Source organism: Chitinophaga oryzae (assembly GCF_012516375.2).
Lineage (GTDB): Bacteria > Bacteroidota > Bacteroidia > Chitinophagales > Chitinophagaceae > Chitinophaga > Chitinophaga oryzae.
In genome coordinates this window covers 4,729,653-4,743,345 of sequence record NZ_CP051204.2, presented here as the reverse complement: position 1 = coordinate 4,743,345, position 13,693 = coordinate 4,729,653, and the positions used below count along the sequence as shown (strand labels likewise).

Annotated in this window: 11 protein-coding genes; 9 read left to right on the top strand and 2 right to left on the bottom strand. The window is 51.5% G+C overall.

Annotated features, from left to right (window positions below; translation table 11 throughout):
• The first annotated feature begins 1 nt into the window (after position 1).
• The 7 genes from HF324_RS19380 to HF324_RS19350 all read left to right on the top strand — a co-directional run bounded on the left by HF324_RS19380 (position 2) and on the right by HF324_RS19350 (position 8,901).
• Positions 2 to 751, top strand: a complete 750-nt coding sequence (locus HF324_RS19380; protein ID WP_168804071.1) for a DUF4397 domain-containing protein — start codon at positions 2 to 4, stop codon at positions 749 to 751.
• A 40-nt stretch (positions 752 to 791) separates the two neighbouring features.
• On the top strand, positions 792 to 1,718 hold the full coding sequence (locus HF324_RS19375) for an ABC transporter ATP-binding protein (protein ID WP_220100775.1): 927 nt from the start codon (positions 792 to 794) through the stop codon (positions 1,716 to 1,718).
• Between the two features lie 9 nt (positions 1,719 to 1,727).
• The gene (locus HF324_RS19370; RefSeq protein WP_168804070.1) at positions 1,728 to 4,055 is read left to right on the top strand and encodes an ABC transporter permease subunit; all 2,328 of its coding nucleotides are present in this window, start codon (positions 1,728 to 1,730) and stop codon (positions 4,053 to 4,055) included.
• An 11-nt stretch (positions 4,056 to 4,066) separates the two neighbouring features.
• On the top strand, positions 4,067 to 5,365 hold the full coding sequence (locus HF324_RS19365) for a MutS-related protein (protein WP_168804069.1): 1,299 nt from the start codon (positions 4,067 to 4,069) through the stop codon (positions 5,363 to 5,365).
• Positions 5,366 to 5,376: 11 nt separating this feature from the next.
• Positions 5,377 to 6,702, top strand: coding sequence for a MutS-related protein (locus HF324_RS19360; protein ID WP_168804068.1), 1,326 nt, complete (start codon positions 5,377 to 5,379; stop codon positions 6,700 to 6,702).
• Between the two features lie 14 nt (positions 6,703 to 6,716).
• Positions 6,717 to 8,198, top strand: coding sequence for a S41 family peptidase (locus tag HF324_RS19355; RefSeq protein ID WP_168860576.1), 1,482 nt, complete (start codon positions 6,717 to 6,719; stop codon positions 8,196 to 8,198).
• Positions 8,199 to 8,577: 379 nt separating this feature from the next.
• Positions 8,578 to 8,901 (top strand): S24 family peptidase, encoded by a 324-nt coding sequence (locus HF324_RS19350; RefSeq protein WP_168860575.1) that lies wholly within the window; start codon positions 8,578 to 8,580, stop codon positions 8,899 to 8,901.
• Here the strand turns inward: HF324_RS19350 and HF324_RS19345 are convergent.
• Positions 8,882 to 9,757 (bottom strand): MBL fold metallo-hydrolase, encoded by an 876-nt coding sequence (locus HF324_RS19345; protein WP_168860574.1) that lies wholly within the window; start codon positions 9,755 to 9,757, stop codon positions 8,882 to 8,884. The genes HF324_RS19350 and HF324_RS19345 overlap by 20 nt on opposite strands.
• A gap of 86 nt (positions 9,758 to 9,843) precedes the next feature.
• Here HF324_RS19345 and HF324_RS19340 point away from each other — a divergent pair, with 86 nt between their 5' ends.
• Both HF324_RS19340 and HF324_RS19335 read left to right on the top strand, forming a co-directional pair.
• Positions 9,844 to 10,731 (top strand): LysR substrate-binding domain-containing protein, encoded by an 888-nt coding sequence (locus HF324_RS19340; RefSeq protein ID WP_168860573.1) that lies wholly within the window; start codon positions 9,844 to 9,846, stop codon positions 10,729 to 10,731.
• A gap of 115 nt (positions 10,732 to 10,846) precedes the next feature.
• Positions 10,847 to 12,376: a hypothetical protein gene (locus HF324_RS19335; protein WP_168860572.1), complete on the top strand. Its 1,530-nt coding sequence runs from the start codon at positions 10,847 to 10,849 to the stop codon at positions 12,374 to 12,376.
• A gap of 373 nt (positions 12,377 to 12,749) precedes the next feature.
• On the opposite strand, the gene HF324_RS19330 is transcribed toward HF324_RS19335, so the two are convergent.
• Positions 12,750 to 13,562, bottom strand: coding sequence for an AraC family transcriptional regulator (locus HF324_RS19330; RefSeq protein WP_168860571.1), 813 nt, complete (start codon positions 13,560 to 13,562; stop codon positions 12,750 to 12,752).
• Positions 13,563 to 13,693 lie beyond the last annotated feature (131 nt).

The following is a 13,693-nucleotide window of genomic DNA, read 5'->3' as shown; positions in this document are numbered from 1 at the left end:
TATGCAACGGTTAATATATTTCGCAGGCATTTTTGGGATGCTGTTGTTCGCTGCCTGCTCCAAAGAAAAAACAACTCCCGGCACCGCCTCGCTGACCATCATCAACGCGGTGCCCGGCAGCCGGCCGCTGATCGGTAACTTCAGCGGTGGTAGTCCGATACGCTACTATCTCGCCCCTGATTTCCGCTACAATACCTTTTTGCAGAGCAACCGTATCAGCTCCTATTCCGGCAGACAACCGCTGGCGATCTATCAGTATCCTGATACCACAGATAAAAGCCAGCCGTTGTTCAACCTGATGCTGGACCTGCCGATAGGCTCCATGCATACTTTGTTCCTGACCGGCACGCTCGCCAAACCGGACACGCTGTTTGTCAACGATGCGGTGCCTTACCATCCGCTGGGCGACAGCACCTGCAGCTTCCGCTTCGTTAACCTTTCTGCCGGCAGCGCACCGGTGAAAGTAACGATCGCGCAGAAGAACGGTCCGCCGGAAGTGAGCAGCCTGCCCTATAAAGGACTGACCGGCTTCCTGAACTATCCGGTGAATGCTGCGCAGGAAGACATGGTATTCGAGTTCAGAGACCTGGCCACTGATCGGCTCATTACCACTTACCGGGTGGATGGGGTACATAACCCGGTACCCGGATCGAACAGCCCCTGGGTGTACGGCAACTTTACCCTCGCGCTGATCGGCCTGCCGGACGGTACCAACGGGCGGGAACAAACGATACTGTCCATCCGCTATTAGCAATGGCAGCCATCCAACTATCAAACATTTAAAACGTATTATGAGCACTATCTTAAAAATTGACCGGCTCTCCCACAGGTACAGCAGTACCTGGGCTGTCCGCGATATTAACCTGGAAGTAGGCCATGCCGGCGTCATCGGGCTGTTAGGCTCCAACGGCGCCGGTAAGTCTACCACCATGAACATTATCTGCGGTGTGCTGAACCAGACCGAAGGTACGGTGTATGTAAACGGACTGGATATCCGCCAGCAACCGGAACAGGCCAAAAGAGAGATTGGTTTTCTGCCGCAAAACCCGCCGGTATATACCGATCTGACAGTAGACGAATATCTGCATTACGCGGCGCAACTGCGGCATATCGAAAAAAGCAAAGTGCGCAAAGCCGTGGAGGAAGCGAAAGAACGCGTGGGTATTTCCCACTTCAGCAGCCGCCTGATCGGCAATCTCTCCGGAGGTTACCGCCAGCGCGTAGGCATTGCGCAGGCCATTATCCATAAACCTAAACTGGTGGTGATGGACGAACCTACCAACGGGCTCGATCCCAACCAGCTCATTGAAGCGAGAAAACTTATCCGCGAAATAGGGCAGGACCATACGGTACTGTTATCCTCCCATATCCTTTCCGAAGTACACCTGCTCTGCCGCGAGATAGTCATGATAGAAGGCGGCCGCGTAATTTTCTCCGATACCATGGAGGCGTTCAATAACTATGTACAGCCGCACAGCGTACTGGCGAGAATGGAACAACCACCCACCGCCGCGGAACTGCAACAGATCAGCGGAGTGTCTAACGTGGAATTCCTCAGCGACCGCCAGGTACGCATCTACTTCGATGGTGACGAAAGCATTACGGAAAGGATCGTCGCCGCCAGCGTACAACACGGATGGCGCCTGCGTGAGATCAAACTCGACAAAGGATTGCTGGATGATATTTTCAAGCAATTATCTATTCAATCGCTCCAATAATTTTTATACATGAAGATGATATTCAGGATTGCTAAAACAGAGCTTCGGAACCTGTTCTTTTCACCGGTGGCCTGGTTCTTAACAATCGCTTTTATGGTACAGTGCGGGGTATACTATACTTACTCGCTGTATGGCCTGGCAAACTGGCAGGATGTGATGGTAAGAAACAATCCGGCGTTTAAAAGCTTTGGCATTTCACTCACCAGTGCCCTCTTTCTAGCGCAGGACGGTATTTTTTTTAATGTGCTGCAGAATCTCTACCTGTTTGTTCCGTTGCTGACGATGGGACTGATCAGCCGCGAGGTCAACAGCGGCACGATCAAGTTGTTGTATTCTTCCCCTATCCGTACCAGTGAGATCGTGTTGGGAAAATACCTCGCCATTATGATCTACAACCTTTTACTGGTGGGCATCGTAGGGGTGGTGATGATTGTCGGGGTGCTCAATATCCATGCGGCGGATTATGGTATGCTGCTTTCTGCTGCCCTGTCTTTTTATCTGCTGGTATGCACCTACACGGCCATCGGCCTGTTCATGTCCAGCCTCACCAACTACCAGATCGTTTCTGCCATCGGCAGCTTCATCATCATTTTTGTGTTGAGCCGTATCGGCGGTCTGTGGCAAAAGTACGACATCGTCCGGGACCTGACCTATTTCCTGTCCATCTCCGGCCGTACGGTCAAAATGTTGAGAGGACTGATCACCACAAAAGACGTGATTTACTTTGTGATGGTGGTGTATATGTTTGTCTCGTTCACGCTCATCAAGATGAAAGCCGGACGGGAATCCAAACCATGGTGGGCGCAGGCTGCCCGTTATGCGGCCGTATTGGCTTCCGTGCTGGTGATCGGTTATGTAAGTTCCCGTCCGTCGCTGATCGGCTACTGGGATACGACGCACGGCAACACCAATACGCTGCATCCCAATACGCAGGCGATACTGAAAGAGATGGGCAAAGAGCCTATGGAAGTCACGCTGTACACCAATCTGCTGGGCACCGGCGTTAACCGCGGTCTTCCGGAAAACCGCAATGACTATCTGACAAGCCTCTGGGAACCTTACCTACGCTTTAAGCCGGACATCAAATTTAACTATGTTTACTATTACGATACCGATGACAGGGACAGTACGCTGTACAAAACATGGGGGGGTAAGCCGCTTGCTGAAATAGCCGCACAGACAGCAGAGGGACAGGAAGTTAATATCAAAAAATTCCTGCCGCCGGCACAGGTGCGCAAAATGATCGACCTGCAACCGGAAGGCTATCGGCTGGTGATGCAGCTGAAATATAAAGGGAAGACCACCTTCCTGCGTACCTTCGACGATGCCATTTTCTGGCCGGAGGAGCAACAGGTGGCGGCATCCTTCAAACGGCTGCTACAGGACCATATGCCTAAAAGCCTTTTCCTCACGGGCAACCTGGAACGTAGTATCTACAAAAGAGGAGAGCGGGAATATTCCGGTCATACCCTGGCCAAAGAAGGCCGCCTGTCTCTCATCAACCTGGGTTTTGATTCTGACAGCCTTTGCCTGGATACCCAGGAAATCCCGTCTGACATCGCCACCCTTGTACTGGCCGATCCCAAGACTGCGCTCAGCGCCACGGGCATGGAAAAGCTCCGCCGCTATATCGGCGATGGCGGTAACATGCTGATATTCGGGGAGCCGGGTAAGCAGCAGATGCTCAATCCCGTATTGAAGCAGCTGGGTGTGCAGCTCATGGACGGCACGCTGATAGAAGTATCTAAAGATGAGATGCCGCACATGGTAAAACCCAATGTGGCCACTGCCGCTATGCACCTGTCGGAAGACCCCGCCCTTATTGCGCTACGTGTGATGCAGAAAGAGGGTACGACCATGGGAGTGCTGATGCCTGGCGTTACCGGCGTGACCTTCGACGACAGCAGCGCTTTCCGGGCCGCTCCTTTATTGACGACCGTGCCTGGTAATGTTTGGCTCAAAGCCGGCACCGTGGTGACAGACTCCGTTGCGCCGGTGTTCAATCCGCAGGACGGAGATACCCGTCAGCCGTACTACGCAACCGCCGTAGCACTGACCCGTAAGATCAACAATAAAGAGCAGCGCATCGTGGTAAGCGCCGATGCAGATTTTATGAGCAACCTCCGGCAGGGCGGCGGTTTCCTCGGCAGAAACCTGTACGCCTGGATGGCCTACGGCGCATTCCCCATCTACACGCCGAAACCGGACCCTATCGATACCAAACTGACGATAACAGCCACCACTGCCAATATAGAAAAGTACCTTTTCGTATGGGTGTTACCGGGACTGGTGCTGTTGACCGGAACAATATTACTGGTGCGTCGTAAAAGACAATAAAACAGCAAGCCATGTTTTTACAAACGGATGAACAAACCATAGAGGACCTTCGGATATTCGGCAAGCGGGATGTGAGCGGTATCTATGAACTGTATAACCATACGCATACACGGGGTGGCGAGGCCCTGCTGCAGGATATGTTCCGGCAACCGTTGTCGGACAAAGATGCCATCAACAGCAGAAGCAGCATCATCGCTCATTTTGCGCAGCAGCGCACCACTTTCCCGTTCGAAGCGGCCATGTTTGATATGGCCGAAAAATACCTGAAAAACGGGGACGAACATACGAAAAGCGGCGGCCGCAGCGCGCCGCTGGGAGAGAAAGACATCTACAACGGGGTAACCGCCGTGATAGGGCTGATACAGCAGTTGCACCGCTTTGTCGAAAGTCCGGCCGTTGCCGGTATAGCCGCCTATTCCGGCGAGCGCACCGCCATCGCGTTGCTGCTGTCGGAACCTGCGCTGGAACCGGTGCTTAACGAACCGATGAAGGGCAAGCTGTCCTACGGCGCGGTAACAGCCTTTGATCTGTTGCTCAGAACGCGGGAACGTCAGCGTATCACCAGGCTGCTGGAGCATGTATATACGCTGGATGTATATCTGTCGGTAGCAGCCGTGGCGACGGAGCGGCAGTTCGTGTTCCCGGTGGCGCTGGATAAGGGCAGTGCAGTGCTGGAGCTGGAGGGTGTCTATCATCCGTCCGTGAAGAATGCGGTGAGCAACAACGTGTCTATGGGGCCTGAGGGTAACGTGATCTTTCTCACCGGCGCCAATATGGCGGGGAAGTCCACTTTCCTGCGTTCGCTCAGCACCGCGCTGTATATAGCGCATATGGGCTTCCCGGTGGCGGCCCGCAGGATGTCTTTTTCCGTATTGGACGGGATTTATACCACCATCAACCTGCCGGATAATCTCGGCATCGGGGCCAGCCACTTCTACGCAGAGGTATTGCGGGTGAAAAAAGTCGCTACCGCCCTGGGCAACGGGCAGTCGTTGCTGGTCATCTTCGACGAGCTTTTCAGGGGTACGAACGTAAAAGACGCGCATGAGGCTACCGTGGCTGTTACCCGCGCATTCGCCAGCCGCAGGAACAGCCTCTTCGTCATCTCTTCCCATATCGTGGAAGCGGGCGAAGGACTGAAAGATGCAGGCAGCGTGGCCTTTCTCTATCTGCCCACCCGTATGAACGGCCATCAGCCCGAGTATACGTATACGTTGGAAAAGGGTATTACAGACGACCGTCACGGTATGATCATCATCCGCAATGAAGGCATACTGGATATTCTCAGGAATGGTCGCAGGACTAAATAAAAATTGCATGTATGAGCTTTAGTATAGACAGGCAAACGATGGATGAACTGAACCTGCTGGGCAAGTTCCGGCAGGGCTCAGTCTATCATCTGTTTAACCAGGTGAAGACCAGGGGAGGAGAGCGTTTGCTGGACGCCATGTTTCAGGCGCCGCTGGAAGAGATGGCGGCCATCAATGAGCGGAGCAGTATTTTCCGTTTCTTCCAGGAGGCGCAGCTGGCATTTCCTTTCGATGCGCAGCAGCTGGCGCAGATGCGCGAATACCTCGATACCGGCGGTAGTAAAAATGTGTTGTTCTCCATGGCCGACACCCTGCTGAAAAAAGGGTTGGCCACCGTAGCCCGCGATGAACGCTACCGGAAAAACGTGCAGGGGCTGCAGGCAACCATCGTGACAGTAAAAAAATGTGCCGCTTTCCTGGCTTCCATGGTATCGCTGCCGGGGCCCTATGATCACCGCATTGCTGCGATGCGGCAACTGCTGCGTACCCGTGAACTGGAGCAACTGGCAGATATGGACATCTATCAGGCATTACCGGTAAAAACACTGGCGACCTACGACCACCTGCTGAAAAACAAACTGCGGCAGTCCATGGATGACCTGATGGCCTTTATCGACGAGCTGGACGTATTTATCGCGGTGAGCGACGTGGCGAGAGCCAGAGGATTTAACTATGCAGTAGCCGTGCCGCCGGAAAAAAATATGCTGACAGCCACCGGCCTGCATCATCCCTGTATTAATAACGCTATCGGCAACGATATCCGGATGCAGCAGGGCAGTAACGTGTTGTTCCTTACCGGCGCCAACATGGCCGGCAAGTCTACCCTGATGAAATCAGTCGGTATTGCTTTGTACCTGTCACATATGGGCTTCCCGGTGGCGGCTTCGGGGCTCACCTTCTCTGTCCGCGAAGGACTGTATTCGTCCATCAACGTGTCGGACAACATCAACCTCGGCTATAGCCATTTCTATGCGGAAGTGGTGCGGGTGAAACAGGCCGCCGAGGCCACGGCCAGCGGCAAACGCCTGCTGCTGATGTTCGACGAACTCTTTAAAGGGACCAACGTCAAAGATGCTTACGACGGCACACTGGCCGTAACAGCGGCTTTTGCGGAATATACCGGTTGCCTGTTCATCGTGTCCACCCACATTATCGAAGTGGGAGAGGCGCTGAAAGACCAGCCTAATATACAGTTCAGGTACCTGCCTACCGTCATGGAGGGTAGCCGTCCCCGTTATACCTACCGGTTGGAGGAAGGAATCACGGAAGACCGCCAGGGGATGATGATCATCCGCAACGAAGGCATCCTGGAACTGATGAATGCCAATAACCTGTAAAATTTACCAAACATATGAAGAAGCTGTTGACATATGGCGCCAGCGCCATACTGGCCTGCGCATGCCTGCAGGCGCCGGCCCAGGAGAAAAAACTGGCCAGTCTCACCAAAGAGGATTTTATCGCTGACTTCAGGCTGGCGGTGGATATCCTGAAAAAACAACATCCCAATCCGTATAAGTTTATCGATTCCGCGACTTTCATGCACCGGGTGGACTCTCTCATGGACCGTATGGCCAAAGAACCGGACATGATGACAAGCCTGCAGTATTCGCCTATCTATCTCGTAAGGGATGTACATACCAGCCTGCGGCTTTCCAACGACAATTCCCGGGAGCTGTACAGTAACCTGCGCTTTTTCCCCTATCCGGTGATCATCGAACGGGAGCGGATGTTCGTCAACATCAAAGGCGCCACCATTCCCTACGGCGCAGAGATCCTCAGCATCAACAACAAGTCGGTAAAAGACATTTTACAAAGCCTCTCCACTTCCGCCTATAGTGATGGTTTTATTACTACCGGTATGGACCGGTTATACCCTGAGTTTCAGGTGACCTTTAGCCTGCTGTCGCCGCACCAGGCCACCTATCCGGTGACCTGGACGGCGCCCGGCAGCAAAGAAACGCGTAAAACGACGTTGCCGGCAGCAGATCCTGGCAGCGCTTTCCATGCCACGCGGCAGTCGGTCTTTCCGTTCAACGTGCTGCAGCGTGCCTATTACATCTACAATGATTATGATGACTCCACAAAGACAGGCCGCCTGACGGTCAATACGTTCGCGCTCAACGAGCAGGACGCCTACAAGGAATTCAGCGAGTTTTTCCGCGAAGTAAAAAAACGGAACTTCAGGCAGGTGATCATCGACGTGCGCAGCAACGGCGGCGGCGATCCGGCCATCTCCGCACTGCTGTATTCTTTCATGGCGGAAGCGCCTTTCCGGAACGTTTATAACTACCGTACCCGCAACATCGATGTGGCCTACCCCGAATATGCAGTGGCGGATAACGGCAGGCGCCTTTCCGATGAAGATATACAGGGGCAGAAAAACTTCTTCTATCAGCGCTTCGATAAAGACAGCTCCGGCTTCTACGTAGGTAATGCCCGCCTGAAAGACGGACTGATGGAGAACTTCCCGCCGGACAAAGACGCGTTTCACGGTAAAGTATATGTGCTCACCGGCGGCGGTACAGTGTCAGCGGCGACGTATTTCGCTACGCTGGTGCAGAAAAACAAAAGAGGGGTGATCATCGGCAAAGAAACCGGCAGCGGTGAAGCGGCTACCACGGCCGCCTGGTTCCTGCGTTACCTGTTGCCCCGCACCAAATGCGTGCTGACGGTACCACGGTCAGAACTCAATTTCTTTAATGCCGTCAAAGACAACGGCCGGGGTATTATGCCGGATAAGGAAGTGCCCATGGATAAATTCATGGAGTATATACGGGCGGATAAAGATCCTGAATTATCGTATACGATGGACCTGATTCAGAAAGGCCTTTGATACGGAAGCCGGACTCGTTTTGAGTCCGGCTTTTTTATTGGTTATTTGAAAATAAATTTTCATCTTTGCACCGGAAATAAGGTTCTTGACACAGAAGAACTTTTTGATTCAGATCGTTATGAGATTGTAGTATATCGTGCAGAAACGGCTTTCTGCCATGTCAACCCGAAGTATTGTACACCTGAAACCCCGGTTAAATCCTTCCATATTGTAATGCTGCCCTTATCCCTGTTCTGATACATTTCATTAAGTTTTTTTCAGTCATTTTTACCGGTATTGCCGTGTCGTTGATGTATGCCATCGATGATCGGATGTTTGTTGCCCGATGAGGTGCAGCCCGGTGGACCTATGCCCTTATCATGCACTTAATTTTTATGTTATGAATAAATATGAAAGACTCAAAAAAGAACTGGAAACAGTTGGAACCGGAAAAATGAAGGCCTTTGGCTCTTCGATGTTGCCCATCCTTAAAAGCGGTACCATGCTGACGTTCCGGCGGGAACAGGCATACGCGGTGGGTGACATTGTGTTTTGTAAAGTGAAAGGACGTTATATCGACGCGCACAAAGTCACGAAAACAGATGCCAGCAAAGGCTACCTGATCGCCAACAACCACGGTTTTGAAAATGGTTGGACAAAAGTGATCTTCGGCAGGGTGGTATTGGGGGAATACGGCAACCGGGTTATTTACCGGAAGGTATAACCGGTTCCCATTCAAAGCCTGCATTTCTTTGTTTTATCCTTCCCAATCCGGGCCATGGCAAATGATAGGTCATGGTCATCCTGGTCTTCTTCGCTTCTTCCTGTAATACTTTTTTCCGCGTAAGGGCTGCCTGCCCGAAATCCATATCATAGAACATTCCCCATTCCGGATGTTGCAGCAGCACGGCTGTATGCAGCAGGTCGGCGCTATGCAGTAAGGTTTCCTCACCGGAGAAAATCTCCACCATGCTGTGCCCAGTGGTGTGCCCCGGTGCCGGTATCAGCCGGATGCAATCGCAGAGGGTGGCCTGCGGATCTGCCAGCCGTAGCTGTGGCCGGATAGCGCTTAGTATTTCAGGGATACGGGTGGTGAGCGCTTTTTTTAAACCTGTGGCCGCATCGAGGGGACTGGCAGAAAAATCAGGCGGTCCCTGCATCCAGTGATTGTATTCTGCATCACTTAAATGGATACGGGCATTGGGGAAAACGGGGGAACCGTCCGGATGTAACAGGCCGCCGGTATGATCGGTATGTGCATGTGTAAGCACAACATCGGTGATAGCCGTCGCCGGAATACCGGCAGCGGAAAGGCTTGCGGGCAACAGGCCGCCGGTGGCGTCTTCCTGTCCGAGACCGGCGTCGATCAATATCAGTTGATCCGAATGGCGTATCAGTAATATGTTGAGGTCAAGTCGCAGCGCATGGGTAGGCAGTTCCTGTGCGCGAAGTGCCTGTTGTATATAGTCGGGCTGTTCATAAGGGCCGATCATCGGGTGTGCCGGCGCCAGCATCTGGTAGCCGTCGCTGAAGATCATCAGCTCCAGGTGGCCCAGGCGAAAAGAGCAGGGTGTTTGCATGTTTTTAATTTGATCGCAAACCTATAGCAATTTCATACTTTTGTATAATTGAAAGATCTCATCATATACTTTAATAAAACTGAAGTATGATTACCGATGTATTGGACCTCGATTTGTTGCGGACATTTGTGCTGGCGGTGGATTTAGGTAGTTTTGCCCGCGCAGCGGAACATGTATCCCGTTCCCAGTCGGCCGTAAGTCTGCAGATGCAACGGCTGGAGGAGTTAACGGGGCATCAGTTGTTTGTGAAGCAGGGCCGCAGCCGGGAGCTCACGGCCAGCGGCGAATTGCTGGCCGGCTATGCCCGTCGCCTGCTGAAACTCAACGATGAGGCGATAGCGGCTTTGTCAACCCGCCAGCTGGCAGGGACTGTCAGGCTCGGTATGTTGACAGACTTCTCGGAAGGCTCGCTGCCACAGGTGTTGGCGCGTTTTGCGGAACAACATCCGCGGGTGCAGATGGAGATAACGATCGACAGGCAGGTGGTGCTGCAGCAGAAATTGCAGTCAGGTAAACTGGACCTGATCGTATGTGTAGGCCCGCAGCTGCCGGAAAATGCGGTCCTCATAGGAGAAGTGCCGCTGCGGTGGATTGGAAATAAAAAAGTGGCGCAGCAATCACCTTTGCCGTTGCTGCTGTTTGAGCCGCCCTGCCTCTTTCGTGCTGCGGGCCTTGCCGCACTGGAGAAGTCAGGTGTGGCATGGAAGCCCGTGCTCACCGCCAGCAATGTAGCCGGTATGTGGGCAGCTGCCCGCGCGGGACTGGGCGTCACTATCCGCACACAGATAGGGTTACCGGCGGATTGTAAACTGTTGCCGGCTTCGGGTGGACTGCCTGCGTTACCGCATATCTTTGTTTTCCTGCTGACAGCGCCACCGAAAAAAACTTCCGCCCCGGTACTGCGATTGACAGAAATTGTACAGGAAACACTTAGCGGTGAACTGAAAGGCCTGCAGTCGCGAAGAAAGAAGTAAAGCGAAATTTGTTAATCATCTGCTTTTAATAAAATTGTGAGAATCCCCTGTAATATAGTGGGTAGCTTTGGCGAAATGAATAACCCCATTTTATTTTTTGCCAAAACACATCTTTATGAGTATTACAACAATTGTTTGTTCTCCATATGAATTGAAGGGAGAGTTAACCCAAATCATGGAAGAAGAGTTTTCCATCTCTCCAGGGATGGCGGCAGAAGCCTACGATAATCGGTTAGATGAATATTTCAGGCGGCTGAAAGAAGACATGCAATTGGTAATCGAGTATCCTTACGTTGACAAGGTATACAGAGACAGCTACTATGCTTACTTCTCTTCCAAGCGAAGGCGTTATCAAAAAGACTGTATCCGCGTTTCGCTGTTTGATGGCGAAGTGCTTCCGGAACATTTCAGAAGCGCAGCAGGCGTAGCCAGCTTGCAGGAACGGTACCGGGGATTCGTGGTATTGCGGCCTACCATGCCAAATATTATCGGCCGGAGTGTCGTATCCCCCTATGCTTTGCAGGAGCATCGTTTTCTTAGCCTCGCCGGGAAGTATCAGACAACGGTCAATGCAGTGAAGCTGGTGGCTACGGGGTTTCCACATGCCTCGCAGGATACGGAAACGCTGACCTGCGCGGAGACATCGTTATGGGCCGTTATGGAATATTTTGCGGGGCGCTACCCGGAGTATAAGCCGGTGATGCCTTCTGTGATTACCGATACGTTGAGAAGCCGGTCCAGCTTCAGACAGATCCCTTCGGAAGGATTGAATATCGAGCAGATGGGATTTGCATTGAGGGAGTTCGGGTTTGGTACAAAAGCCTATTCCAGGGCCAGGCTTTCGCAGGGCTCTTTTTTAAATCTGTTGTCCGTGTATGTCGAAAGCGGAATACCATTGCTGGTTGCAGTGTCTAACAGGCATTGCGGTGGCACCATCGGGCATGCTATGTTGATTGTTGGACGATCGGAGACAAGCGATACAGATATTGATCAATTGACTGTGGAGCAGGAGGAAAACCAGGTGCTGGCAGAAGCGATGAGATGCAGCGGTGTGAGCATCATTGACAATGCTGCGATGAAACGTAACTTTGTTTTTATAGATGATAATTTTCCAGCGTATCAATTAGCCCGGTTAGAACAACCAACCTCATACTATAGAGATCCTGAATGGCAAAAGTGTGAAATCACACACTTCCTGGTACCACTTTACCCCAAGGTCTACCTGGAGGCCGTTGAAGCGAGGGACTATATGAAACAACTGTTGTTGGATGACGTTTTGGGTATTCCCGCTGGTGCCGAATTGTTTGTCCGTATTTTTCTTACATCCAGTAGGTCATATAAGGATTATTGGGCGTTAGAGCCGGGTTTTCACAGAGACTTTAAAGATCTCATTGTGACGGTGCCAATGCCTAAGTTTATATGGGTAGGGGAAATCTCATCAAGAAGATTGATAAAACAACGTAAAGCGAAGGGATTTATAGTTCTTGACGCAACCGAACCCCGGATGTTTAACTATGGAGCTTTAATCGCGTGGGGATACAACGATCGTGTTTGCTGTAAAAATGGGTTAGGAGGGCAGTTAATTCAGAATTATCTACCTTTGGGGGCGTTCAATATTTTCATTAATAATCTAAATGGATTTTAATTATGGTCATTAAATTGAACAGAAGTGAGGAAATCCTCGCCAGATTGCAAAAGGAAGGAAAATCTAAGGTATTGGACGATGATCCGGAATTTTTGAAGAGAATGAAAGAAATTGAAAAACGTATGGAGGAGGTTCGGCGAGAGAGTCGAATTATAGCCGCCCTTTCATGGATGGACGCTTCTACGTTTATTATCACCTCCTGATATTTACCATCAACTCATACCCAGGGCTGGCATACCTTTGCCAGCCTTTTCCGTTATAAAAAAAATATCAAAATGACACTTGTTTTCTCTTCTGTAGACATGGATACCTGGTCCGGAAAGCCTTATTTGAACCACGGGATAGTCATGGCAATGCGGCCATAAAATGGCGGTCATACTTTAGGAAGACAGATATCTTCCTGGAATTTCAGGTACTGTTTAGGACTGAGACGAAGATAATGCCGGAAGTCGTGAATTAGCTGGCTCTGATCATAATAGCCGCAGGCATCAATCAGATCAAACCAGTCAACAGGGGCGCCGGCAGCTACCTGTTGCTCTACCATCTGCACAGCTTTCAGAAACCGCTGGTAGCGCTGGCGCTCCTTCACGGTATAGCCGAACTGTTTTTTCTGATGCAGCTGGACATTGCGCTCACTCTGTCCTGTAGCCTCCGCAAGGGCTTTGACGGGATGCTGGTTTTCGTCTTCAAAAGCGGCCAGTTGTGCAGACAGCAGGTGCCTGTCCTGCAGGTACGGTTTGCAAAAATCGAGGATATACGCCACCTGCGCCCCGGGCGCAGGTATATGTTGCAACGATTCCCACAAGGCTGTAAAACAGTTGTCCTCCACCAGTTCATCCGGATGCCCCACCATGGTCGCCCGCCCAAAAAAACGGTAAAAAGCATCATCCTTGAAATTAGCGACCAGTATACTGGTCCCGGCCGGTAGGGTGTAATCAAATGCCTGTTTCACCGGCCCCAGCACCATGCATTGCTCCACCTCCAGCTGCGTTTCCTGCGCTGAATGCAGAATGCCTTTCCCGCCAAACACAAAAACCATGATCGTCTGATAGGTAGGCAACAGTGTTTTCGTTACCGCAACATCGGTATTATTGACAGCATGATAAAAATACGAGAATACAGCTTCGTACGCTGCCGGAACAGGCAGGCGCGATTGCTGGTAACCCTGATGATTGCCCTGGTTCATGCGTCAAAGATAGCTGAAATCAGGTGAGATGTTAATCATCACATTTTCACATGTCTGATAAACTAATGACATCCGGATGGGGTAGTTTTACTGCAGCCTGATCCAACGCCATAAATTTTCTTATATTCACG

Bases quoted from the DNA above. Each gene is read 5' to 3' on its own strand.
- HF324_RS19335 (WP_168860572.1), top strand. From the start codon at position 10,847: ATGAGTATTACAACAATTGTTTGTTCTCCATATGAATTGAAGGGAGAG.
- HF324_RS19360 (WP_168804068.1), top strand. From the start codon at position 5,377: ATGAGCTTTAGTATAGACAGGCAAACGATGGATGAACTGAACCTGCTG.
- HF324_RS19345 (WP_168860574.1), bottom strand. From the start codon at position 9,757: ATGCAAACACCCTGCTCTTTTCGCCTGGGCCACCTGGAGCTGATGATC.
- HF324_RS19340 (WP_168860573.1), top strand. From the start codon at position 9,844: ATGATTACCGATGTATTGGACCTCGATTTGTTGCGGACATTTGTGCTG.
- HF324_RS19380 (WP_168804071.1), top strand. From the start codon at position 2: ATGCAACGGTTAATATATTTCGCAGGCATTTTTGGGATGCTGTTGTTC.
- HF324_RS19375 (WP_220100775.1), top strand. From the start codon at position 792: ATGAGCACTATCTTAAAAATTGACCGGCTCTCCCACAGGTACAGCAGT.
- HF324_RS19330 (WP_168860571.1), bottom strand. From the start codon at position 13,562: ATGAACCAGGGCAATCATCAGGGTTACCAGCAATCGCGCCTGCCTGTT.
- HF324_RS19350 (WP_168860575.1), top strand. From the start codon at position 8,578: ATGAATAAATATGAAAGACTCAAAAAAGAACTGGAAACAGTTGGAACC.
- HF324_RS19355 (WP_168860576.1), top strand. From the start codon at position 6,717: ATGAAGAAGCTGTTGACATATGGCGCCAGCGCCATACTGGCCTGCGCA.
- HF324_RS19365 (WP_168804069.1), top strand. From the start codon at position 4,067: ATGTTTTTACAAACGGATGAACAAACCATAGAGGACCTTCGGATATTC.
- HF324_RS19370 (WP_168804070.1), top strand. From the start codon at position 1,728: ATGAAGATGATATTCAGGATTGCTAAAACAGAGCTTCGGAACCTGTTC.